Consider the following 22,814-nt stretch of genomic DNA (forward strand, 5'->3'; position numbering starts at 1 on the left):
ATCCGCGCCTGGAAGGAAGTTGGCATGTCGTCATCGATTGCACCGAGCGGTCCGGGATCCTCCGGGTCCGGACCCACCGAGCCATCGGGGCCGTCGCCGGCGGGAATGGCAGGTCTCCTGTACGAGCGCATTGTCATGCTGGCCGGCTCCTACGATCGCACGGCGGATGAGCTGCTGGCGCTGACGGCACAACTCCGTGCGGCAGAGGCTGCGGAATGGAAAGGGCAGGCGGGACTGGCCTACCGGACACGGCTGGAGGAGCTGACCGCGGAGGTTCAGAGCGCCGCCCACGGGTACCGCACTGTTGCAGCCGAATTGCGCGCGGGTGCCGCGGGGCTTTCGGCTCAGATCGGAGCAGTTGAACAGTTCCTGGACCTGGGCACCCTTGGTGCCTCGGTGTTGGGGGTGCTGGCCCAGGCGGAACAATCGATTCCACAACACGGTCCCGCGGGACTGCAGCGATGAGTATCGACACGGAACGTGTGATCACGGGTCGCGCTGAAGATGTGCACGCGACGTTGTTCGGCACGGACTCCGGTGGCCGGCTACTCCTGGACCACCCCAACGTTCCGATCGACACTCGAGCGGCCATCACGTCCGCCACCGAATCCATGCGGGTGAGTGGCGGCACCGCCCCGGGCGGCCTGGAGGTCAGCACCGAAGCCATCTCGGTAGCGGCCGGAGTCCTCTCCAGAGTGAACGAACGCGCCGGTGACGTGCTCCTGGGAACCACTGCTACAGATGTGGAGGTCGCGGCGTGGAGCATGACGGGACATCCGCTGCTCGTGGCCGCGGCGGCGTCGTCGGCGTTGACGAAGGCCGCGCTCGCGGCAGCTCAGGCGCGTATGACGCTGACGCAGCTGCACCTGGCGAGCGCGCAACAGCACTACGAAATGGTGGAAGCCAGCGTGGGGTCGTTGTTCGGGCCGGGCATCCTGACCATGCCGGGATGGAACCTCACGGGGTCTTCCATGAGCGGTCTCCGCACGACACTGGACGAATTCACCGACGCGGTGCAACGCGCGGACATTAGTACTCCCGCCGAATTCGCCACCAGGGTGCGGGTCACCTCCTTTGGGGTCGTGGTGGCCGGCGGCGGACCGGAAGGCACCAACGCGGTGATCCGTGGTGTGGGCCTGGATGACGTGCTCGACTCGAGCCTCCGTACCCCGTTGCCATCGGTGGTGCTGCGTCATTCGCGGGCCCACCGGGACCTCGGGGGCCAACCGGGCGATGAGTTCACACTGGGGCAGTACGCGCGAGTGTGGGCGGACGGGCTGCTGACGGGAGTCGGCGAGACCGAGGCGCACGTGGGTCCCGAGGAGGCGGCCGTGCAGGCTGAGTTGGGTGCGTCCTGGCCTGTGGTGCGCGCCGCCGTCAACGGACTCAGCGGCAGGTCAGGATTCGAATGGCTCACCGCCTATTCCACCGGTCGAAGTCTCTCTCCGGCCGAACGGCTGCTGTACCCGCTCGTACGCGGTCATGCAGTGCGTCTGAAGGCCAAGGAAACGATGACCGGTATTACGCCGCGCAACGCCTCCGACCACGGGATGGCCGGGTTGGCCAAGCGACCACTGCCCGCGGGCGTCGAATTCGACGGTGCAGTGCCCGTGACGGTGGCGGGGACGGCCGGGGCACTCAAGGACGCCAAGAACATCGTTGAGGATCGGGAGAACAGCACGGTCATGGTTCAAAAGTCCACCGATAGTTCGGGACGGGCCGCGTTCTCCGTGGTGCTCACAGGCACGGAGGTGTGGCACGACGGCCAGGGGGTTCATGACATCGCCGGCATCGTCGAGGGCATGAAGGTGCAACCGCACGATTCGCTGGACGAACTACCTCCCGCACAGCGCGCGGTTCTCGAAGCGCTGAAGGATGCGGGGATCCGGCCGGGGGATTCCGTGGTGCTCACCGGTCACAGCCTGGGCGGTATCGATGCCGCGGGGCTGGCCTCGAACAGGGCCTTCCAGGAGCGGTACTCGGTGGACGCTCTGACGACTTTCGGAGCACCCGTGGGTGGCTTCGAGTTCTCCCAGGACACCTCGGTCATGGCCGTTGAACACTCGGACGACATGGTGCCGCCGTTGGACGGGGTCGGGAATCCGGACGGCGAGAACCGCTCGACGGTCCGCGTGGACACGCAGTACAACGGCCAGTATTCGACCGTGGGAAGTCTCAGCGGAGTGGGTGCCCACGACATGTACACGTACACACTGGGAGCCCAGGGGATCAGCAACTCGGGGCACGCTGCGGTGACGAAACACGAACAGGCATTGCGTGCCGCAATTCCTGCGGGAACTGACGCGAACACCGAAACCTACATATACGAAGCCACGGAAGAACACATTGTCCACAACCCGGAGGATCGGTAGCGAGAGTTAGCATTGGGCCTATGAGTAACGCCACGCTGTCAGCCGATTCTTCAGGCACCGAGCAGAACGCGGAGCGGATCATCCCCCGAACCGCGCTGGCTCAGCTTCCCGCGTACGCCGCCGGAAAGCCCGCTACCGAGATTCCCGGACTGGTGGCCTACAAGTTGGCGTCCAACGAGAACCCTTACGGGCCGGTACCGGCGGTGCGCCAGGCCCTGTACGATTTCGACCTGTTCAACCGCTACCCGGATCCCGCGGCCACCGTGCTGTGTGAAGCGCTCGCGGGCTACCTGTCGGTCCCCGCTGCAGACATCGTGGCCGGCGCGGGTAGCTTGGGCGCGCTGAACCAACTGCTGGCGGCGTTCGCGGGAACCGGCCAGGACGGCCAGCCGGACGAGGTCATCTACGCGTGGCGTTCCTTCGAGGCCTACCCGATCTCGGTGGGACTGGCCGGAGCGTTGAGCGTCCAGATCCCCAACCGCCCGGACGGTTCCCACGACCTTGAGGCCATGGCTGACGCGGTCACCGATCGCACCCGGGTGATCCTGCTGTGCACACCCAACAACCCCACCGGACCCAGCCTGCGTGCGGCGGACGTGCACGAGTTCTTGAAGCGAGTCCCCTCACGCGTGCTGGTGGTCATCGACGAGGCCTACTGGGAGTTCCAGCGTGCCGAGGGCCTGGTCAACGGCATCGACTTCTACCGGGAGTACCCCAACGTGGTGGCGCTGCGTACCCTGTCCAAGGCGCACGGACTGGCCGGGTTGCGCGTGGGGTACACGGTGTCCCAACCACACGTGACCCAGTACTTGCGGCAAGCCACCCCGGCCTTCAGCGTCACCCAGGTGGCCCAGTTGGCCGCGGTGGCGTCCATTGAAAACATTGACCAGGTCGACGAACGCGTCCAGCAGGTGGTCGACGAGCGCGAGCGTGTCCTGGCAGGTCTGGCGGAACTCGGGTGGCAGCACCCGGAAACCCAGGCCAACTTCGTGTGGCTGCCGCTGGGCGAACACAGTCAGGCCTTCAGCGAACTGTGCGATGCGCACGCGTTGTCGGTCCGGCGCTTCGGATCCGAGGGTGTGCGTGTGAGTTTCGGAGAAGCGGAGGCCAACACTCGATTGCTCGAGCTGTGCGCGCAGTTCCCGTACCCCAGCACCATGCCCATGAGCAGCACCAACTAGGCCACTCGGAAGGACAACCCAACCATGGCAGCAAAGATGCACCCCGGGACGGTCGAGAGCGCCGTGCCCAGGCTCCAGTTGCTCGACGAGCAAGGCACGGTCCACGAGGACCCCACCCTTTCCCCGTTCGCCAAAGATGTCGACACGGTGGAACTCAAGGGCCTGTACCGCTCCATGGCACTGGCACGGCGTGTGGACGAGGAAGCCACCTCATTGCAGCGTCAGGGCCAACTGGTGCTGTGGGTGCCGCTGCGCGGTCAGGAAGCGGCGCAGGTCGGATCCGCTTGGGCCACCGAACCCACCGACCGCATCTACCCGTCCTACCGCGAGCACGCCGTGGTCTTCCACCGCGGTGTGAAGCCCGGTGAGTTGCTGCAGCTGTTCCGCGGTCACACCGCCGGCGGCTGGGACCCCAACGAACATCACGTGAATCTCTACACCATGGTGCTGGCTTCTCAGGTGCCGCACGCGGTGGGTTACGCCATGGGCACAGCCCTGGACCGCAAGGCCGCCGAGGACGCGGGCGAGCAAGTGAGTGAGACACCGGAGGCCGTGGTTGCCTACTACGGAGACGGTGCGAGCACCGAGGGTGAGATCCACGAATCCATGGTTTTTGCAGCGTCCTACGACGCCCCCGTGCTGTTCTTCGTGCAGAACAACCAGTGGGCCATCTCGGTGCCGTTCTCCACGCAGTCCCGCGTGCCGCTGGCCACCCGCGCCGCCGGTTACGGTTTCGAGGGTCTGCGTGTGGACGGCAACGACATCCTGGCCGTGCTGGCCGCCACGCGCTACGCACTCGACAAGATCCGCCGCGGGGAAGGTCCCGTGATGATCGAGGCCGAGACCTATCGCATGGGCGCTCATACCACCGCGGACGACCCCACCAAGTACCGTCAGCGCGACGAGGAAGAACAGTGGGGCACACTGGACCCGCTCGAGCGGCTGGAGATGTTCCTGCGCGAAACCCACCACGTGGGTGATGAGTTCTTCGATTCGGTGACCAACGAGGGTCGTGAAATGGCGGACGAGTTGCGCGCGGACGTGCTGGCCATGGTGCCGCCCACCTTTGACGAATTCTTCGACAAGGCCTACGCGGACCCGCACTCGCTGATTGACGCGGAACGCGCCGAGTACCTGGATTACCAGGCAGGCTTCGCTCCGCAGGACGACCAGGATGACTCCGGCTCGGAAGGAGCTCACGCGTGAAGCAGCTGACCATTGCCAAAGCGATCAACGCGGGGTTGTCCCGGGCCATGGAGGAAAACCCCAAGGTCATGCTCATGGGCGAGGACATCGGTTCCCTGGGCGGCGTTTACCGCGTCACCGAGGGCCTCAAGGACCGCTACGGCGCTCACCGGGTACTGGACACACCCCTGGGTGAGGCGGGCATCGTTGGAACCGCCATCGGGTTGGCCGAGCGCGGTTACCGGCCCGTGTGCGAGATCCAGTTCGACGGGTTCACGTTCCCCGCCTTCAACCAGATCACCACCCAGCTGGCCAAGATCCATGCCCGCTCCGACGGCAACCTGACCGTGCCCGTGACCATCCGCATCCCCTACGGCGGTGTGATCGGTTCGGTGGAGCACCACTCGGAGTCACCCGAAGCACTGTTCGCCCACACAGCGGGTCTGCGTATCCTGGCGCCTTCCAACGCGCAGGATGCCTACTGGATGTCACAGCAGGCCATCGAGTGCAATGACCCGGTCATCATCTTTGAACCCAAGCGCCGCTACTGGCTCAAGGGCGACGTGGCCGAGAATCAGCCCACGGGCGATCCGTTCAGCGCCGCGGTGGTGCGTGAGGGTCAAGAGGCCACCATCGTCGCGTGGGGCCCGCTGGTCCCCGTGGCGCTCGCGGCCGCTGAGGCCGCACGGGAGGACGGCCGTAGCGTGGAGGTCATCGACCTGCGCAGCCTGTCTCCCATCGACTTCGATACCGTCACGGCATCCGTGCGGAAGACCGGTCGCCTGATCATCGCCCACGAGGCCCCCACGTTCGGTGGACTGGGCGGGGAGATCGCCGCGCGCGTGACCGAGCGAGCGTTCTACTCATTGGAAGCCCCCGTGCTGCGCGTAGGTGCCTTCCACATGCCCTACCCGCCGGCTGCCGTTGAAGAGCATTACGTTCCGGACCTGGATCGCGTGTTGGAAGCACTCGACCGATCCTTCGCCTACTAGATCGCCCTAAGTCACGAACCGTTCCTCGCGGGCGGTATCGCAGGAGGTAGAACTCATGTCCCAGGTTTTCACGTTGCCCGATGTGGGCGAGGGCCTGACCGAAGCCGAGATCCTGTCCTGGAAGGTGGCCGAGGGGCAGACCGTCACGGTCAACCAGGTGATCTGCGAAATCGAGACCGCCAAGTCCGTGGTGGAGCTCCCGTCCCCCTTCGCGGGAACCGTGCTCAGCATCATGGTGACCGAAGGCACCACGGTCGAGGTCGGAACGCCCATCATCACCGTGGGCGATTCCGAGTCCGCGCCGTCAGGCACACCGGATCCCGGGTACACGGGCTCTGCGCCCAAGGATGGCGTGGAGGGGGAACCCACGGCCGAACACCTCGGGCCCCGGGAAGAGTCCACGTCCGGGTCCGGGCGCAGCATGGACTCGAGCGAGTCCGGCCAGGCTCTTGTGGGCGCCGGTCCCAAGGCGGATCCCGTACGACGCCGCCAGCGCACCCGCACGGCCATGCGGATCGACGCCGAACAGCCCCAGGGGCTCGACGAGCAGGGCAAGCCCGCTCCGCAACAGGATCAGGAATCGGCCAAGGGCGGCGCGGCTCGCGTGGCAGCCGGCTGGGCCGATCGGTTCTCCAAGTCGGGCCTCGGCACCGCCGCCCAGGACCTGGCGGACAAGGCCGGAAAGTTCCGTGATCGCGGGGAGACGTGGTTGCGTTCTCTCGACGACACCGCACCCCAGCAGCAGGGCGCCGCCCAGGCCTCCATCCCGCGCCGCCCGAGCATGGCCAAACCGCCGGTGCGCAAGGCCGCCAAGGAAATGGGCATCGATCTGGCGGACGTGACCGCCACCGGCGAAGGCGGGCAGGTCACCAAGCGTGACCTGTTGGCCTACGCGGCCCACCTGCGCGAGGTGGAGGACGGCCCGGATACGTTCTGGACCTCGACCCACGCACCGGCTCGTTCCCGCGACGAACGCATCCCGGTCAAGGGCGTGCGCAAGGTCACGGCCCAGAACATGGTCCGTTCGGCTTTCAGCGCCCCGCATGTGTCGATCTTCGTGGACGTGGACGCCTCACGGACCATGGAGTTCATCAAGCGGCTCAAGACGTCCCCGCACTTCGAGGGGGTCAAGGTCACCCCGCTGTTGATCCTGGCCAAGGCCGTGATCTGGGCTGCCGCGCGCAACCCCCAGGTCAATGCCACGTGGACCGATTCCGAGATCATCATCAAGCGCTATATGAACCTGGGCATTGCGGCAGCCACTCCGCGCGGTCTGCTGGTACCCAACATCAAGGACGCGCAGGACCTCAACCTGCGGGAACTGGCCATCGCGTTGAACGAGCTGGCGCAGACGGCGCGCCAGGGTAAGACCCAACCCGGTGACATGCAGGGCGGCACGCTGTCCATCACGAACATCGGTGCGCTGGGCATCGACACGGGCACGCCCATCATCAACCCCGGCGAGGTGGCCATCGTGGCCTTCGGCACCATCAAGCAGAAGCCGTGGGTCGTGGACGGGGAAGTCATTCCGCGCTGGATCACCACCCTGGGTGGTTCCTTCGACCACCGCGTGGTGGACGGTGATCTCTCCGCCCGGTTCATGGCGGACGTCGCCAGAATCCTCGAGGAACCGGCGCTGCTGCTCGACTAGGTTCACGGCACCGGGCCTGTCTGCTCGGCACGGAAACAGCCCTGGACATGGCCGGGTGCCAGTGCGGTGCGTTGCAACCACCGATGGGCCGTCACCGGGCCAATGAGTTTGAACCCTCGTTCCCGGAACAACCCGGAGAGCCTGCGGGAATCCGGCGTGCTGTCGGGTAGATCGAGGGAGCGCAGCGGGGGACCGGTGGGCGGGGGCACCTGCGCCTCGGTCAACAGTTCCACCCAGTCTGCGATCACCCAGTCCTCGCACCCCTGGGCGTTGTGGATCACGGCCTCGATCTTGGCACGGTTGCGGATGAGTTCCGGATTGAGCAGGAGGTCCTCCACATCGTCGACGTCGAGCCGGGCAACCTTGGCCGGTTCGAGATCCGCCATGTACAGGTACCACGAGGGGTGCCTGCCGGACTGTGACCAACGGGCGAGGCCCGAATCGAAGAGCTCGATACTCAAGGCCTGGAAGTACTCCGTGGCGGTGCGCGGTGCCACCGCCCATTCGTGGTCGTGATCGATCAGGGCGCCGGGGGTCGCCACGGCCCATGGGCATCGTGACTTCCCGTCCGCGCACCCGATGGCTGCGAACGCCGCGTGCGGGTGATCCTCCGGGTCGGAAGGGTCGGAAGGGTCGGAAGGGTCGAACGGGTCGAGCGGGTTGGATGGGCTGAGCTGGGAATCGGTACGTGTCTCCATACGCCACACGCTAGGCATTGGCGGGCTGGGACCGAGCCCTGAATGTTCAGCATCTGGAGAAACTCCCGCCCCCGTCGTCGGGCGCGGGATCCGTGCAGTACGCTCGCCGCGGCGTCGTCGCGGGGGCGCGAAGCCGGTAAGACTTATGCCGACGTCGCACGGATGGGTGAGCGACGCGCGTAGCCTGCGCGGCGTCGTCGGCGGTGCTAGAAGCGCGAGACCTCGCCGGTGACGTCAGCGATCTCGATCGCAATCGGATCTTCATCTTCGTCATCATTGTCGTGCACGATGAACACCGCGGTGGGATCGCCCTTGGGGAACGCTCGGATCGTGACCACACCGCACTGGGCGTGGTTGAGGACCTCGGCCACCTGCTCGGTGGTGGCCGCCATGACCTTGGGAGGCAGGGGGTGGCCGCGCTCGTCCAGGATGTCCACCCGCACACCCCGATCGCGGGCGGTGCGGGTGATTTCCAGGATGTAGGGCGTGGCAATGGAACGACCGCGAATGGTGTCCCGCAATTGCGCCTCGGTGAGTCGGAACTGGTTGATGTCGTACTCGGTCACTTCGGAAGGATCGTGAGCTATCCGCTCGAGCAGGCCACCCGCGAGCCGGCGAACGTCCTGCACCCGCTGGTACGAGGCATTCTTGGAGTCCTGCTCGGCCTCGTCATTACTGCGGGCGGTGAGCAGCATGCGGCGGATCTCCCGCTTCCGTTGGTTGAACCGTAAGAACTCCTGGTAACCCACCCAGGTCGCGACGAACAGACCCAGGGCCATGACCGTGTAGCTCTCCGTGGGGACCACACTGTCACGGACCACGATCCACCGTCGGAGGGACATAATCGTGATGACCACCCACAGCAACACCGCCCACCAGAACCGCTGCCGCAGACACAATGCAAAGATCATGACCGTGAAACCCATGGCGAACCAGGGCATTTGCCCGGCAATGGGTACCGCAACGGTTGCTTTGTACCCCTGCTCTGCGGCAAGCATGAACAACAGTACGGCGGCCATTGTGGACAGCAGAGGCATCTGTTGGGTGGCCCACCGTGGGACCGCTACGATCAACGCTGCCCCCGCGTAGAACACCAGGGAGAGAACCATCGCGTCCGGGTCCCTGGCCGAATCCACCTTCGTGACGCCGATGACGAAGGAGACGCCAAAACCCAAGAGGGCCAGCACGGTCAGAAATTTCGGACTGATCCCGGCACTGTTCATGACAGCGCGTCCTTGGGCCACGTGAGGATCACGGCGGTTCCACGGCCGGGGGAGGACCGCAGTTCGACGTCCCCGCCGACCGTTTCGATGTTCTCCACGATGGACACCCGAACCCCTAGGCGTTGGGTGTCCACGTCGTGGAGAGCGAAGCCGCGGCCCTCGTCACGAATCGTGAAACGCAGGTAGAAACCTTCGGGGTTGATGGGGGTCGGCGGGCACTGGCCACCGTCCATGGACACGTAGGTCACCTCGGTGCCGGAGTGCCGGGCACTGTTGGAGACCGCCTCGGTGATGGCCTGGGTGAGTCCCTGGGCCACGAACGTCGGGACGAACACTCGGGGCTCACCCACGGGGCGGATGTGGGAGCGAAGATTGCTGAACCGCACGCGTGAGCGCCACGGCGACAGCGATTCCATGAGCTCGTCCATGAGCACGTGCACCATGGTGGTGGTCTTGCCCGACAACCGATCGTTCTCGTCGTCAAGGACTTCCAGCGCACGGGAGGCCAGCTCGCGGGTGCGTTTGGCCAGGGGCCCTTCCGCGCGTGAGGCGTCCAGAAGAGCGGCCATCACGTTGTCGTGGATCAACCGGTCCATACGTTCCTGGTCCGCGGTTTCGGAGCGGCTACGCGTGAGAGCCAGCTCCTCGGAGAGCGCCTCCGTGTAGTCCTGATCCAGATTCTCCACAGCCCGTTTGGAGATCACGACCACCAGGATCGAGATGAGCCCGTAGCAGATCCGGAGGAACATCACGGTTCCCAGCGATTCGGAGCGCGAATCCACGGGGATCAACTGGGCCATGATCAGCCCGTAGGCCAGTTCGATGCACAGCTGGTACACCAGTGCGGCCCAGGGGCTCCAGGCCAGCGCGATACTGATCAGGCTCACAATGATGAACCCACTGATCCAGGGGTACTGCAGCAAAACCCCGCCTTTCCAGGCCAGGGGCATGGTCAAGACGCCTAAACCCACCACCGCTGCCAGCGTGAGCAGGATCCACGGTTGGGCCGAATGCATGATGCCGAACACCACGAGCAAGGCGGAGATCACCAGGATCGCCGCCAGGAACACGGTGTACCAGGGGGCGAAAGCGGCTTGTTGCTGCTGCAGAATGGGCAGCGCCTCGACGAACAGGGACACCGCAAGTATCGCGATGCCGATCATCCACAGCCAGTAGGCACGGTACGAATTGAGACCGAGTTCTTGGGGGGACGTGGTGGCTAAGAACTTTTTCCGCCGGAGTCGAGTGGGAACTTTACGGTAGGTTCCACTACGGCTCGATCGGGGGGCGACGTGTTTGTTCATTCCGCACCTTGGGTCAACGGCGCGGGATCGCTACAAGTGCTTTTCTGCGGTGGTGATGTCCGCTTCCGGCTCGACCAGACCGTCTTCGATGGCGCGGATACGCAGATCGATCTTGGTGGGAGCGGGTCGGCCGATACGCGCGTACTTCTCACGGATGCGGTCGATGTTTGTCTTCACAGCGGACTGCTTGATCCCCATGCGGCGGGCCACCTGAACCTGGGCGAAACCGGAGGCGTACAAGCGAAGCGTCTCCTGTTCGCGCGGGGACAGAGCAGCGCGGGAGAACTCCACGTCACCGTCGATCGCGGCGGCCAGTTCCTTGGTGATCACCGGCTTGCCGTCAGCGATGTTGCGTGCTTCTTCGATGGCGTGCTCGAGCGGTTCCGACTTACGGACCAGTCCCAGTGCGCCGGCGCGCAACGACTCCCGGATCAGCGCGGCGTTCTCACCAATGCTGAAGATCAGCACCTTCATTCCCGCACTGCGGAGGCGTTCCACATTGCTCGCGGAACGCGAACGGTCCGCGAGCGAAAGGTCCAACAGGACGACGTCGCACTCGATCCTTTTCGCCCCGTGCGCGGTGAGTGCCGGGTTCTCAGGATCGCGGCCCAACTGATCCAGCAGGGTGGACACGGAGTCCGAAGAGCCCACGAGTTTGACGTCCGCTTGCGATGTCATGGACACCAGGCGTACGCCTTCGCGAACCACCTCATGATCGTCGACGATGGCGACAAGAGTGGATGGCATGGGCTTAGACCTCCAAGTACTCCCCAGGGTGATCCCGACCCCCGGAACCCCCTACAGATGGGAGTCTAGCTGTTAATGACATTCGAATTGGTCCAGGCGTCGACTCTACGGTGATAACGCATGCCCCACATGCCGCCCAGGATAGCCGCGACGAGGTCAAGGATAACGACCGCTGCCAGAGCCACCAGCCCCCAACCCACGATCGGCCCGATCACGGACTGCGCGGCCAGGCTGTGCGGGGCCAACCCCACCGTGTCGGCCCAGAGCAGCGCGGCCACGGACGCAATGGCTCGCGCCAGCAGGGACCACAGCCACACGCTGACACCCTGGGCCACGCCCGAGAAGCGTGCCATGCGGCCGGCCACGTAGCCACCCGCGAGCAGTGCAAGGAACTCGACCACGGCGAACACGGCCAGCGCCAACCAACCGGCGGAGTCCTGTGGATTGAGCAGCCCATGGTCCAGGGCTCGGCCGATCCCGTTGGTCGTTTCAACGCCCCACTGGGGGCCGAACAGGCCGGAGGCCACCAGGAGCACACCGCTCACGGACAGGGCGGCCAGCCAGCCGAAGAGACCGGGGAGCAACTGCATGCCGCCGAAACGCTTCTTCTGCGCGCCTCGCACGTCTTCCGTGGTCAGCCTCTTGGCGGATCCGGCGCCCTGGGCGGGAACCGCCGGTCGCACGGAATCCCACGCGGCGGTCGCGATCACGCGCTCGTCCTGCGGGGTCAGGTGCTCATCGCCGATGGGTTCCATGACCCCTGTCTCAGGATCCGGGCGGTGCAACCGGCCGGAGGCCACGCCGGAACGGGAGGACCCGGCGGCGTCGGCGTGGGGGAGTGGCCTGGTCTTCTCTGCGTCCGTGGCCTCGATCGGAGCGGTGTGCTGATCGGTCCAGGGTGCGTTGCCGTTGTCCAGAGGGTCACGTGAAGCGGAAGATGGCGACATGGGGGCTCGATTCGTCCATGGGAGTGGCGGTATCAACTGAGCGAAGTCTATCGATTCAGTCGTGTCACGGGCGGGGACCTGGCCGAACGTGAACGAGTCACCGGCCGTGAGGGCCACCACGGGAACGGGTAACCTCGAAACCATGGCTAGCGAGACCTCCCGAGATTTTTTGGCAACCCGTCCGTGGACCCGGAGCTACAGCCCCGATGTCCCGCGAGACCTCAACCTCCCCGACACTTCACTGATCCACATGCTCGAGAAGTCCGTGGCGCGCCACGGTGGCAAGACCGCCCTGGAATTCTTCGGTGCGGGCATGTCCTATGCGGAACTGGGCGACCAGGTCCAGCGCGCGGCAGAGGGGCTGCGCCTCATGGGCGTGGAGGCCGGTGACCGCGTGGCGATCGTCTTGCCCAACTGCCCGCAGCACATCGTGGCTTACTACGCGGTGATGCGACTGGGCGCGATCGTAGTGGAACACAATCCGCTCTACACCGCACCCGAACTCCGTCATCAGTTCGAGGACCACGGCGCTCGCGTGGCCGTCGTGTGGGACAAGATCGCCTCGCGCATCACGTCCATGCCCAAGGACCTCAACATCGAGCACATCGTGTCCGTGGACATCACCGCGGCCATGCCCCTGGTCATGCGCTCCGCCCTCAAGCTGCCCATCAAGAAGCTCAAGCAGCAACGGGCAGAACTCACCGAGGCCGCTCCCGGTACCGTGCCGTGGCGCAAGTTGATCAGCGCCGATCCCATCCGCGCGGATCACCGGCGCCCCTCGGCCACGGATGTTGCCGTGCTGCAATACACCTCGGGCACCACGGGCACCCCCAAGGGTGCGATGCTCACGCACCGGAATCTTGAATCCAACGCGGTCATGGGCCAGCACTGGCTCGGCACCACGTCCCACGAAGTGGTCTATGGCGTTCTGCCCTTGTTTCACGCGTTCGGACTGACACTGGGCATGACGTTCGCCATGTCCCTGGGTGCCAAGCTCGTGCTGTTCCCCACCGTGCGCGCAGACCTGATCCTCAAGGCCATGAGGAAGTCCATGCCCACCGTGCTCCCGGCCGTGCCGCCGGTGTACCAGAAAGTTTTGGATGCGGCGCAGGAGCAGGGCAAGGATCTGTCCGGTATCCGTGTGGCGGTTTCAGGGGCCATGACCCTGCCGGTTCCACTGGTCAAGACGTGGGAGGATGCCACGGGCGGAATGCTCATCGAGGGTTATGGCCTGACCGAGTGCTCGCCCCTGGTGTCCTGCAATCCCTTGAGCGATCTCCGCGAGGCGGGCTCCATCGGAATCCCCTTCCCCAGCACCGACATCCGCCTGGTGAACCCGGAAACCTGCAAGGACGTGGCCTTGGGCGAGGAAGGCGAGTTGTGGGTCAAGGGGCCCCAGGTCACCCAGGGGTACTGGAAGCGCCCGGAGGAAACGGCCAAGCTGCTCACCGAGGACGGCTGGCTGCGTACCGGCGACATCGTCTCCGTGGACGATCGGGGGTTCCTGCGCGTGGTGGACCGCATCAAGGAGGTCATCATCACAGGTGGCTTCAACGTGGCACCCACCGAAGTGGAAACCGCCCTCAAGCTTCATGATTCCGTGGAGGACGCCGCGGTGGTCGGTATCCCCAACGACAACGGCAACGAATCTGTGGTGGCCGCCGTGATGCTGGCCCCCGGCGTCACCCTCAACGAGGATGAGCTGCGCGAACACTGCTACGACAAGGTCACCCGGTACAAGGTGCCCCGCCGCATCGTGGCCATGGACGAACTGCCGCGCACCATGCTCGGTAAGACCCTGCGCCGCGCGGTCAAGGAACAGATCATTGACGAGAAGTTGCTGGACCGCTGAGTCCGGCGGGCTCGGCCGGGTCCACGCTGTCAAGCAGCCCCGGCCACCCACGATCGACGACGCCGCCGCGAGATTCTCGCGGCGGCGTCGCCATTCCTTGTTCGGCCCCGACGCGGCCTCTGCGCAGCTGCGGGTCCTGTGGCTCGTTAGGCGGGATCGCTGTCGGCGGGATCCTTGATGCTGTCGTAGGGAATGCGACGGATCGAGCGGATGTCGCCCAGACCGGCCCACTCGTCGTGACCCAGGCGGGCGATGGGATCAAGCCCACGTGCGTCCGGGCCGCGCTCACCGAGCGCGTGCGCGGCCACCGCCACGTGGCGGACCTGGCCGAAGACCACGTAGCCGTTGCCCACCTTCAGGGGTTCGCCGTGCAGTGTGCATTCCATGCTGGCCGGGGATTCCGCGACCCGCGGGGCGGCAACCGTGCGGGCCGGTTCCCGGGTGAGACCCACGGCGTCGAACTCGCTGATCTCGGGCGGATAGTCGGTGCCCGTGGCATTGATCTTCTCGAAGAGCTCCACGGGGGTGTGATTGACCACGAACTCCCGGGTCTCCAGGACGTTGCGCAGCGTGTCCTTCACCCCGGTGGAGACGAACTGGATGATGGTCGGATCGGTAGACACCATGATGAAGTACGAGTGGGGCGAGAGATTGTCCACGCCTGCGGCCGAGCGCGTGGAAATCCACGCGATGGGGCGGGGGATCACCAACGACTTCACAATGCTCGCCCACGAGCCGCTGGCATTCGGGGCGAGCTCTTCCTTGGTCTGAGGTGTCCGATCCGTCATGGTCTCCATTGCATCACGCAGTTGGGCAGTACTGCAGAAAGGCGGCCAACACAGGACGGCGATGCTCTGCAAAACGGCTATGGAGCGCGGTAGGGCAAATTATGTGCGATCAATAACTATTGACATTCACAACGATTGACGATTCCATGGTTTGCACGTGACAACCGTCGCAGTGCTGCGCTCCCCCCGGGGGGCTGAGGAGGAAAACCGTGAACCTTGGAATTGGCACGTGGCCCGCCCGCCGCGTCATGGTCCGTCCGGACGCGACCGTTCTGGTGTTCGAGGGGCAATCCGTGACCTATCGGGAGTTCGAACTCCGCGTGCGCAAGCTGGCCAACGCGCTGCGTGATTCCGGGGTGCGGCACGGTGACCGGGTGGCGTACGTGGGGTTCAATCACCCGTCACTGCTGGAAACCTTTTTCGCGGCCGGATTGCTGGGTGCCGCGGCGGTACTGATCAATCCTCGATTGCGGCGGGCCGAGGTGGACTACATCCTGCGCGACTCCGGTGCCACCACGGTGGCCTTCGGGCAGGACCAGCGCGAGAACGCCGTCTCACTGGAATCGGAGCTCACGGATGTGCGCACGTGGTTGAGCGTGGACGGGGGCGGCTCAGGGCAGGACTTCGATGATTTCCTGCAGTCCGGCGGTGAAGATGTCATCGACGAGCAGCTCGACCTCGACGAACTGGCGCTGATCATGTACACCTCGGGCACCACGGGCAAGCCCAAGGGTGCGATGCTGAGCCATAACAATCTGTTCTACCAATACGTCAACGCCCTGATCGGCCAGGATCTGCGCCAGGACGAGGTGCACCTGGCGGTAGCGCCGCTGTTCCACATTGCCGGGCTCAACATGATGGCCCTTCCCACGTTCATGCTGGGTGGCACGATCATCATTCAGCGCCAGTTCCGCGCACCGGACGTGCTGCGTGAGATCCAGGATTCCCGGGTGACGTCCTCCTTCATGGTCCCGGCGATGCTGGATTCGCTGTCACACGCGGAGGGATTCGACTCCGCGGACTTCTCCTCCGTGCGCGCGTTCATGGTCGGAGGATCACCCCTGCCCGAGCGCATGTTGCGCACCTGGGCCGAGTTGGACGTGGCCGTGATGCAGGGTTTCGGCATGACCGAGACCGCTCCCGGGGTGCGGATGCTCGAACCGCGCGACGGTGTGAGCAAGTTGGGCTCCGCAGGCAGGCAGCACTTCTTCACGGAATCCAAGCTCGTGGATCCGCTCGGCGAGACCGTGGCAGTGGGGCAACCCGGGGAAGTCATTGTCCGAGGCCCCAATGTGATGAGTGGGTACTGGAACAAGCCGGAGGAAACCACTAAGGCCCTGGAGGGTGGCTGGTACCACTCCGGTGACATTGCGGTGGAGGACGAGGACGGTTACTTGTTCATCAAGGACCGCATCAAGGACATGTACATTTCCGGCGGTGAGAATGTGTACCCTGCCGAGGTGGAGAACGCCCTGTTGGATGTCCCGGGAGTGCAGGAGGCTGCGGTCATCGGCGTTCCGGACGAGAAGTGGGGCGAGAGCGGCAGGGCCTTCGTGGTGCTCTTCCCGGATGTGCCGAACCTGACGGGACAGGACATCAGGGATCAACTCAAGGAGCGGCTGGCCAGTTACAAACTGCCGGCCACGGTCGACGTGGTGGACGAGCTGCCCCGCACGACCACCGGCAAGATCCAGAAGCACGTTTTGCGCGAACGCACCTGAGCGGGTTTGCGGCAAAGTGTGGCATGCACCGCAGAAATGCGGTTGATTTTATAGAAACATGTTCCTAATCTGCCCGATTGTAGATACTATTCTAATGAAATAATGTCGGGAAGAAGCGGGACCTCATGGAGCTTCGACAACTGAACTACTTCATAGCCGTGGCCGAAGAACGTCATTTCGGTCGCGCGGCCAAGCGGCTGCACATGGCCCAGCCGCCGCTGTCACAGCAGATCCGGCAACTCGAGGAACAACTGGGCGTCAAGCTGCTGGACCGCACCACACGCCGCGTTGACCTCACCGCGGCAGGCCAGGAATTGCTGGACCGTGGCCGGAAGATCGTCAACGAGGTCGAAACCCTCAAGGCGGACGTGTACCAGGTCGGCAACGGCGCCACCGGTGTGCTGCGCGTGGGTTTCTCTGGTTCGGCCACCTACGGCGTGATGCCCAAGATCGTGCGCCACGTCAAGCAGGCATTGCCCGGGCTGTCCATGACACTCCAGGGCGAAATGCTCACCCCCGCCATGGAAGCCGGGCTGCGTGATCACACCCTGGACGCCGCCATGTTGCGCCCGCCGGTGGCTTCGGCGGAAATCGAGTACCGGGTCGTGGCCCGCGAGAAGCTCGTGGTGGCCCTGCCTTCGCACAGCCCGCTGGCCACCGGACGTCCCGTGGCCATCAACGAACTACAGGAACAGCCCTTCATCACCTACCCGCCGGAATCGGTGATGTACCGGATGGTCTCGGAGCTGTGTCGCCACGGCGGTTTCCAGCCCCGCATCGGTCAGGTGGCCAAGGAAACCTCCACCATGCTGTCCTTCGTGGCAGCCGGCGGGGGAGTGGCCGTGGTACCCCAGGCCGTGTGTTCCTTCCAGCTCGAGGGCGTGGTCTACGCGCCCCTCGAAGATTCCCCCGATAGTGAGCTTGCGGTGGCGTGGCGTCGGGAAGACCGCTCCACCCTGTTGCACAACTTTGTGAACCTCGTGATGGATGTCAGCGAGGCAAACCCTGGCACGAAAGGCCAAGCATGAAAATCACCCGCATCGAGGCGGTCCCTTATTCCATTCCCTACATTCACCCCCTGCACTTTGCATCGGGTTCGGTGGACGAGGCCGATCACGTGTTGGTGCGCGTGCACACGGACGAGGGAATCGTGGGTGTGGCCGACACCCCGCCGCGTCCGTACACCTACGGTGAGACGCAGAAGTCCATCGTTGCGGTGGTCGAGGACATCTTCTCGCCCCAGCTCGCGGGCCTGGACATCTTTGCCCGTGACCGGATGCAGACCATCATGGACCGCACGGTGCACAACCAGACGGCCAAGGGTGCGGTGGACATCGCCGTGTGGGACGTGATTGGCAAGTACCTGAACCAGCCGGTGTCGTCGCTGCTCGGAGGCTTCACCGATCACATGACCGTCTCGCACATGCTCGGTTTCAAGCCGGCGCAGGAGCTGCTGCAGATCGCCCTGGAGTTCCGCGAGACACACGGCATCAACACTTTCAAGCTCAAGACGGGCCGCCACCCCATTTCCCTGGACATCGAGGCCGCGCGCGTGCTGCGCGAGGGCCTCGGCCCTGAGGCGCACCTCTACATGGATGCCAACCGTGGCTGGTCCGCGAACGAATCCGCTGAAGTGCTGCGACAGACCGCGGATCTCGGTATGGAGTTCTTGGAGGAACCCGACGACGCTCGCGAAATTCTCGGACGACGTCGCCTGGTCACCAACTCGCCCATTCCGATCGCCGCGGACGAATCGGCACCGGACCTGGGCACCGCAGCCCGCGAGATCCTGACCGGTGGTGCGAATTTCCTGGCGATCAAGACCGCGCGGTCCGGTTTCACCGAGGCCACCAAGATCCTGGGCATGGCCCAGGGCATGGGCATTGACGTGTACGTGGGCAATCAGATCGACACCCAGGTGGGCACGATTGCCTCGGTGACCTTCGGTGCCGCGTTCGCGCACACTTCCAAGCGTGCGGGTGAGCTGTCCAACTACTTGGACATGGCCGACGACCTGCTGGCGGAGCCGCTGAGTATCGAGGACGGCAAGATCTTCGTCCGCGACGTCCCCGGCGTGGGCACCGCGATTGACGAGGACAAGCTCGCGCACTACCGCAGCAACTGAGTTTCAGCCGGGCCGCGCGCGGCCCGGCGAAATCCCGCCCGCACGCAGGCCGAACCATTCGGCGCATCGGTCCCCGAGCGGCGTCGTGGGCGAACAAGTACAACCCAACACGTGAGGAGAACACCGTGAAGTACCTGGTTCACATGGACGTCAACATTCCCACCGATCTGCCGACCGACGAGGTCGCCGAGATCAAGGCCACCGAGAAGGCCTACTCGCAAGAGCTGCAGCGCTCGGGCAAGTGGCCCGAGATCTGGCGCGTCGTGGGCGAGTACGCCAACTACTCGGTCTTCGATGTGGAGTCCAACGGCGAACTGCACGACATCCTGCAGAACCTGCCGCTGTTCCCGTACATGGACATCACCGTGATTCCGCTGGCCAAGCACCCCTCCGACGTCAAGTAACCGCAGCGCACGGGAATCCCCGTTGCGCCCATCTACGGATGTGCGCGGCGGGGATTACTCGTTGTCGCGGTAGCGCGCGGCAAGCTCGCTGCGGGAGCGAATGCCGAACTTCGTATAAATCCTGGTCAGGTGGTACTGAACTGTTTTCTCGGCAATGAACAGTTGGCTCGCGACCTCTTTGTTCGTGGAACCACCGGCCACGAGCTCGGCCACCGCGGTTTCCTGTGGCGTGAGTTGTACCCGTTCGCGTTGCACCGCCGCGAGCACCGGATCCGCAGGATCCGGACCCGGGCCCTGGTCCACGCCGGTGGCCTTGAGTTCGCGGTCGCAGCGCTGCACGTAGGTGTGCGCGCCCAGCATCTCGTAGAGATCCCGTGCCGCGCGCAACACGGAGGAGGCCAACCGGCGCTTACCGGCCCGGCGCATGGACTGGCCGAAGGCAAAGCTGATGCGCGCGTGCAGGTACGGGCGGTTGAGCGTGCGCAGTTCGTGGAGCGCGTCCTCGAAGTAATCCCGGGCGGTGTCCGCATCCCCCTGGGCTGCCAACAGTCGGCCGCGAGCCCACTTGAGCCGCGCCTGATCCGACGGAATGTGTTCGGCACGGTGGATGGCCTCGAACTCGTCCAGGAACTGTTGGGCCCGCTCCAACTTGTTGGTCATCACCAAGGCGTTGACGCTCCTATAGTTGTCAACTCGCGATTTCACCGGTGCGGGGGTTGACCTTAATGAGGTGGTAGACCTCGCGAATGACGTAGCGCTTCAAGCAACGGATGATGTCTCGCTTGCTCTTGCCTTCAGCGGTCCGACGCGCGACGTAGGCGATGGTCGGCTCATGGAACCTCATCCGGACGATCACGGTGCGGTAGATCGCGGCGTTCAGCTGCCGGTGCCCACCATGGTTGATGCGATGTCGACCGCTGGTCATCCCGGACCCGGTCGGGGCGGGGCTGATACCGGCGAGCTTCGCGAATGCGGCTTCGGAGTGGATCCGCTCGGGATTGTCGCCGGCGACGATCAGGACCTCGGCTGCGGTATCGACGCCGATGCCGAACTGCTCCAGCAGTTGCGGTGCGGTGCGATTGACGAGCGCCTCGATCGACGCCCGGAGTTCCTTGGCTTCGCTGTCCAGGTGCTGCCATCGGCGGGCCAGGGAGCGCAGCGCATGGCGGAGAGAGTCTGAGGGCGTCTCGAGGTTCCGAGGGCGCAGTGCTGCGAGGTGGCGAGCGAGCTTGATCGGCGTCATCCGGTTCGTCTCCCGGCGCAGTGTGTCGTCGGCGTGGACGAGCAACGCCTTCATCGAGATCATCGCGGCGGACCGATCGATCACCGCCGAATCGTGCGCGATTTTAAGCTGCCTGATCATCTCGACGCTGCTGTCCGCGGTCTTCGGGATGACCGTCGCGAAGCCCGCGAGCACGGATCGGGCGGCGTTTTCCGCGTCGAGGGTGTCTGACTTCCCGTTCATGCGCCGCTGGCGGCGGTCAGGGCGTCCTGCTTCGACGACCTTGTGTCCGTGTCGGCGCAGGAAGGAAGTGAGGGTGGCGCCGTAGGAGCCGGTGCCCTCGATGCCGAACGCGACGATCTTCCCGAACGAGTCCGCCCAGGTGAGAAGCTGTTTGAAACCGCCGGTATCGGTGGGAACGGTGAGGGTAGCGAGGATGCCGCCGATGGTGTCGAGCACCGCGGCGACGTGGATGTGCTTGTGGGTATCGACGCCGATGACGACGTGCCCGGAGTGGATGGTTTCGAGTGTGCTCATCGTGCCTGTCTCCCTTGACGGTTAGCGTGGTCTCACGCTGTCGCCGGCGGGTGGACAGGACTGTCACGGGGACGCTCTCTACATGCTGCTCCAGGCTCCTATTAGGTCACGCCCGATCCGGCGGCATCGCTTGCTGCGTGCCCGGCCGGACGGTCGACAGATCAACGCAAAGGCACCCTGCGGGCCAATCGTAAGCAAGGGTCAGACCGCGTCGGCCGGGACTCCCCAATCCTTGCGGAACCGGGTAGAAAGAGACTGACAATCGTAGGCATCGCCAACCGATCCGACCGAAGGATTGATGCCCTCGAGTGCGAGGTGCTCGCTCAGCCGCACGGATGTGTATTGCGACCCGGCATCGCTGTGGTGAATCAGCTCACCAGTGGCCACGGGGTGGTTCTCGCGGTCTCGCTGCCACAGTCCCATCCGCAGCGGTGTCATCACCAGGTCCACGTTCTTACAGGTCGCGGCATGCCAGCCCACGATCTTCTGGGCGAAGACATCGACGATGAACGCGACATAGGCGAACCCTGCCCAGGTTCGGACATAGGTGAAATCGGTGACCCACACCCGGTTCGGGGCGGGGGCAGTGAAATCGCGATTGAGCAGGTCACCAGCCCGGGTCCCATCCGCGGCCGAGATCGTGGTGCGCAGCTTCTTAGCCCGGACCACCCCCTGCAGGCCCAAAGTGCGCATCGCCCGGTCCACTGCGCCCCGAGAGGCGGCGGCGAATCCGGGTTGGCGGCGGAGAAGGCAGAGCATCTTCCGTCGCCCATACAGGCCCTCCGGTGTCATCCGGGGGCGCCCCGTGAGCTGATCAATGGCCCAGACGAGATCGCGGATCTTATCCTCGACCAGAGCATCGGTGACAGTCCTGACAGCTATACGGGCAGGTTTTTTCCAGGACCGGTAGGTACGTGCAGCGATCTGCAGGCCCTGCTGGGCCAGGACTCTCAGGATCGACTCGACTGCAAATCCCTCGGCTCTCATCTGGTCGATGAACGCGAGGATCAGCGGTTGCGGGGGTCGAGCTCCCCCGCGAAGAAAATCGAGGCCCGGCGGAGGATCTCGTTGTCCTCCCGTAGCCGACGGTTCTCAGCTTTCAATCGTTTCACCTCAGCGGATTCCTCGCTGGTCACACCGGGCCGGGACCCGTCATCGATCTCAGCCTGGGCAAGCCACCGCCTCACCGACTCTTTGGACACACCTTCCTGGCGGGCAACAGCGATCACGGCTGCGGTCTGGGTGGGGTACTCCTGCTGGTGCTCACGCACCAAACGCACGCACCTCGCGCGCAACTGGGGATCGATCCTCTTCGGCATACTGCCCATCCTTCCGGACTCAAACAGTAGCGGCATCAAACCCGGGCCGGTTCAGACCGCTCCCTGACACCACCACCGAACTTCAAGAACTCCTGGACCAATTCCGCATCTGGTACAACACCGCCAGACCCCACCGGGCCATCGCACGAACCACCCCAGCCACCGCCTACGCAGCAACCCCGAAAGCCACCCCGAATACCGAAACCACACCCGAATGGCGCACCCGAATGGCGCACCCGCACCGACGTGATCGACGCCTGGGGAAAAGTCAGCCTGCGCTACGCCGGGACACTACGTCACCTGGGCATGGGCCGAGCCCACATCGGTGAACCCGTGCTCATGCTCATCCACGACAACCACGTCATCACCAGCAACGCCATCACCGGAGAAATCATCGCCGAACACACCATCAACCCCACCAGCAACTACCAACGACCCCACCACCGGCAGTGAACCCCCACCCCCAGACACGACAAAAGGGCCCCGGAACCATAAAGTTCCAAGACCCTTCTGTCATCCATCTACCGACTCATCTGTAAACGATGA

General features: G+C 64.7%; 21 protein-coding genes and 1 pseudogene. 13 read left to right on the forward strand and 9 right to left on the reverse strand.

Annotated elements, in window-relative coordinates; translation table 11 throughout:
• Positions 1-24: 24 nt before the first annotated feature.
• From CKW39_RS00745 to CKW39_RS00770, 6 genes are read left to right on the forward strand one after another with little or no spacing between them, the layout of a single operon-like run.
• A complete protein-coding gene (locus CKW39_RS00745) occupies positions 25-465 on the forward strand; it encodes a hypothetical protein (RefSeq protein ID WP_095796289.1) in 441 nt (146 codons plus the stop codon).
• Positions 462-2,372 (forward strand): lipase family protein, encoded by a 1,911-nt coding sequence (locus CKW39_RS00750; protein ID WP_095796290.1) that lies wholly within the window; start codon positions 462-464, stop codon positions 2,370-2,372. Before CKW39_RS00745 ends, CKW39_RS00750 begins: the two co-directional genes overlap by 4 nt.
• A gap of 20 nt (positions 2,373-2,392) precedes the next feature.
• A complete protein-coding gene (locus CKW39_RS00755; protein ID WP_095796291.1) occupies positions 2,393-3,553 on the forward strand; it encodes a histidinol-phosphate transaminase in 1,161 nt (386 codons plus the stop codon).
• A gap of 24 nt (positions 3,554-3,577) precedes the next feature.
• The gene (locus CKW39_RS00760) at positions 3,578-4,759 is read left to right on the forward strand and encodes a thiamine pyrophosphate-dependent enzyme (protein WP_254049209.1); all 1,182 of its coding nucleotides are present in this window, start codon (positions 3,578-3,580) and stop codon (positions 4,757-4,759) included.
• Positions 4,756-5,730, forward strand: a complete 975-nt coding sequence (locus tag CKW39_RS00765) for an alpha-ketoacid dehydrogenase subunit beta (RefSeq protein WP_095796292.1) — start codon at positions 4,756-4,758, stop codon at positions 5,728-5,730. The genes CKW39_RS00760 and CKW39_RS00765 overlap by 4 nt, the downstream gene beginning before the upstream one ends.
• Before the next feature lie 55 nt (positions 5,731-5,785).
• Complete coding sequence (locus tag CKW39_RS00770) at positions 5,786-7,381, forward strand: dihydrolipoamide acetyltransferase family protein (protein WP_095796293.1); 1,596 nt, start codon at positions 5,786-5,788, stop codon at positions 7,379-7,381.
• A gap of 2 nt (positions 7,382-7,383) precedes the next feature.
• On the opposite strand, the gene CKW39_RS00775 is transcribed toward CKW39_RS00770, so the two are convergent.
• The 5 genes from CKW39_RS00775 to CKW39_RS00795 form a co-directional block, all read right to left on the reverse strand.
• Positions 7,384-8,079 carry a DNA-3-methyladenine glycosylase I gene (locus CKW39_RS00775; protein ID WP_095796294.1) on the reverse strand — a complete coding sequence of 232 codons (696 nt, stop codon included), beginning with the start codon at positions 8,077-8,079 and terminating at the stop codon, positions 7,384-7,386.
• 206 nt (positions 8,080-8,285) lie between these two features.
• Positions 8,286-9,302 (reverse strand): hypothetical protein, encoded by a 1,017-nt coding sequence (locus CKW39_RS00780; protein ID WP_095796295.1) that lies wholly within the window; start codon positions 9,300-9,302, stop codon positions 8,286-8,288.
• Positions 9,299-10,606: a sensor histidine kinase gene (locus CKW39_RS00785; protein ID WP_095796296.1), complete on the reverse strand. Its 1,308-nt coding sequence runs from the start codon at positions 10,604-10,606 to the stop codon at positions 9,299-9,301. Before CKW39_RS00785 ends, CKW39_RS00780 begins: the two co-directional genes overlap by 4 nt.
• A gap of 30 nt (positions 10,607-10,636) precedes the next feature.
• Entirely contained in the window at positions 10,637-11,353 is a 717-nt protein-coding gene (locus CKW39_RS00790; RefSeq protein ID WP_095796297.1) for a response regulator transcription factor, read from the reverse strand.
• Positions 11,354-11,418: 65 nt separating this feature from the next.
• The gene (locus CKW39_RS00795) at positions 11,419-12,300 is read right to left on the reverse strand and encodes a hypothetical protein (RefSeq protein WP_095796298.1); all 882 of its coding nucleotides are present in this window, start codon (positions 12,298-12,300) and stop codon (positions 11,419-11,421) included.
• Positions 12,301-12,442: 142 nt separating this feature from the next.
• Between CKW39_RS00795 and CKW39_RS00800 the strand changes: the two genes are divergently transcribed.
• Positions 12,443-14,152: a long-chain-fatty-acid--CoA ligase gene (locus CKW39_RS00800; RefSeq protein WP_095796630.1), complete on the forward strand. Its 1,710-nt coding sequence runs from the start codon at positions 12,443-12,445 to the stop codon at positions 14,150-14,152.
• 146 nt (positions 14,153-14,298) lie between these two features.
• Here the strand turns inward: CKW39_RS00800 and CKW39_RS00805 are convergent, their stop codons facing one another.
• A complete protein-coding gene (locus tag CKW39_RS00805; protein WP_254049210.1) occupies positions 14,299-14,940 on the reverse strand; it encodes a flavin reductase family protein in 642 nt (213 codons plus the stop codon).
• Between the two features lie 209 nt (positions 14,941-15,149).
• On the opposite strand from CKW39_RS00805, the gene CKW39_RS00810 reads away from it, so the two are divergent.
• The 4 genes from CKW39_RS00810 (at position 15,150) to catC (ending at position 19,190) form a co-directional block, all read left to right on the forward strand.
• Positions 15,150-16,661, forward strand: coding sequence for a long-chain fatty acid--CoA ligase (locus tag CKW39_RS00810; protein WP_095796300.1), 1,512 nt, complete (start codon positions 15,150-15,152; stop codon positions 16,659-16,661).
• 125 nt (positions 16,662-16,786) lie between these two features.
• Positions 16,787-17,689 carry a LysR substrate-binding domain-containing protein gene (locus CKW39_RS00815; protein ID WP_095796301.1) on the forward strand — a complete coding sequence of 301 codons (903 nt, stop codon included), beginning with the start codon at positions 16,787-16,789 and terminating at the stop codon, positions 17,687-17,689.
• Positions 17,686-18,786, forward strand: coding sequence for a mandelate racemase/muconate lactonizing enzyme family protein (locus CKW39_RS00820; protein ID WP_095796302.1), 1,101 nt, complete (start codon positions 17,686-17,688; stop codon positions 18,784-18,786). Before CKW39_RS00815 ends, CKW39_RS00820 begins: the two co-directional genes overlap by 4 nt.
• Positions 18,787-18,911: 125 nt before the next feature.
• Positions 18,912-19,190, forward strand: coding sequence for a muconolactone Delta-isomerase (gene catC / locus CKW39_RS00825; protein ID WP_095796303.1), 279 nt, complete (start codon positions 18,912-18,914; stop codon positions 19,188-19,190).
• Positions 19,191-19,244: 54 nt separating this feature from the next.
• On the opposite strand, the gene CKW39_RS00830 is transcribed toward catC, so the two are convergent.
• The 3 genes and pseudogenes from CKW39_RS00830 to CKW39_RS15655 all read right to left on the reverse strand — a co-directional run.
• Entirely contained in the window at positions 19,245-19,850 is a 606-nt protein-coding gene (locus CKW39_RS00830) for a helix-turn-helix transcriptional regulator (protein WP_095796304.1), read from the reverse strand.
• Between the two features lie 28 nt (positions 19,851-19,878).
• Positions 19,879-20,949 (reverse strand): IS110 family transposase, encoded by a 1,071-nt coding sequence (locus tag CKW39_RS00835; RefSeq protein ID WP_095796305.1) that lies wholly within the window; start codon positions 20,947-20,949, stop codon positions 19,879-19,881.
• 243 nt (positions 20,950-21,192) lie between these two features.
• A pseudogene (locus CKW39_RS15655) lies at positions 21,193-22,268 on the reverse strand (IS3 family transposase); the annotation flags it as partial.
• Here CKW39_RS15655 and CKW39_RS15890 point away from each other — a divergent pair.
• A complete protein-coding gene (locus CKW39_RS15890) occupies positions 22,181-22,597 on the forward strand; it encodes an integrase core domain-containing protein (protein WP_143469925.1) in 417 nt (138 codons plus the stop codon). The pseudogene CKW39_RS15655 and the gene CKW39_RS15890 overlap by 88 nt on opposite strands.
• Positions 22,515-22,721 (forward strand): hypothetical protein, encoded by a 207-nt coding sequence (locus tag CKW39_RS15225; RefSeq protein ID WP_143469919.1) that lies wholly within the window; start codon positions 22,515-22,517, stop codon positions 22,719-22,721. The genes CKW39_RS15890 and CKW39_RS15225 overlap by 83 nt, the downstream gene beginning before the upstream one ends.
• The last annotated feature ends 93 nt before the right edge of the window (positions 22,722-22,814 follow it).

It is taken from the genome of Kocuria sp. WRN011, assembly GCF_002295155.1.
In the GTDB taxonomy this organism is placed as follows: Bacteria; Actinomycetota; Actinomycetes; order Actinomycetales; family Micrococcaceae; genus Kocuria; species Kocuria carniphila.

Bases quoted from the DNA above. Each gene is read 5' to 3' on its own strand.
- CKW39_RS00745 (WP_095796289.1), top strand. From the start codon at position 25: ATGTCGTCATCGATTGCACCGAGCGGTCCGGGATCCTCCGGGTCCGGA.
- CKW39_RS00750 (WP_095796290.1), top strand. From the start codon at position 462: ATGAGTATCGACACGGAACGTGTGATCACGGGTCGCGCTGAAGATGTG.
- CKW39_RS00755 (WP_095796291.1), top strand. From the start codon at position 2,393: ATGAGTAACGCCACGCTGTCAGCCGATTCTTCAGGCACCGAGCAGAAC.
- CKW39_RS00760 (WP_254049209.1), top strand. From the start codon at position 3,578: ATGGCAGCAAAGATGCACCCCGGGACGGTCGAGAGCGCCGTGCCCAGG.
- CKW39_RS00770 (WP_095796293.1), top strand. From the start codon at position 5,786: ATGTCCCAGGTTTTCACGTTGCCCGATGTGGGCGAGGGCCTGACCGAA.
- CKW39_RS00775 (WP_095796294.1), bottom strand. From the start codon at position 8,079: ATGGAGACACGTACCGATTCCCAGCTCAGCCCATCCAACCCGCTCGAC.
- CKW39_RS00780 (WP_095796295.1), bottom strand. From the start codon at position 9,302: ATGAACAGTGCCGGGATCAGTCCGAAATTTCTGACCGTGCTGGCCCTC.
- CKW39_RS00785 (WP_095796296.1), bottom strand. From the start codon at position 10,606: ATGAACAAACACGTCGCCCCCCGATCGAGCCGTAGTGGAACCTACCGT.
- CKW39_RS00790 (WP_095796297.1), bottom strand. From the start codon at position 11,353: ATGCCATCCACTCTTGTCGCCATCGTCGACGATCATGAGGTGGTTCGC.
- CKW39_RS00795 (WP_095796298.1), bottom strand. From the start codon at position 12,300: ATGTCGCCATCTTCCGCTTCACGTGACCCTCTGGACAACGGCAACGCA.
- CKW39_RS00800 (WP_095796630.1), top strand. From the start codon at position 12,443: ATGGCTAGCGAGACCTCCCGAGATTTTTTGGCAACCCGTCCGTGGACC.
- CKW39_RS00805 (WP_254049210.1), bottom strand. From the start codon at position 14,940: ATGACGGATCGGACACCTCAGACCAAGGAAGAGCTCGCCCCGAATGCC.
- CKW39_RS00815 (WP_095796301.1), top strand. From the start codon at position 16,787: ATGGAGCTTCGACAACTGAACTACTTCATAGCCGTGGCCGAAGAACGT.
- CKW39_RS00820 (WP_095796302.1), top strand. From the start codon at position 17,686: ATGAAAATCACCCGCATCGAGGCGGTCCCTTATTCCATTCCCTACATT.
- CKW39_RS00830 (WP_095796304.1), bottom strand. From the start codon at position 19,850: ATGACCAACAAGTTGGAGCGGGCCCAACAGTTCCTGGACGAGTTCGAG.
- CKW39_RS00835 (WP_095796305.1), bottom strand. From the start codon at position 20,949: ATGAGCACACTCGAAACCATCCACTCCGGGCACGTCGTCATCGGCGTC.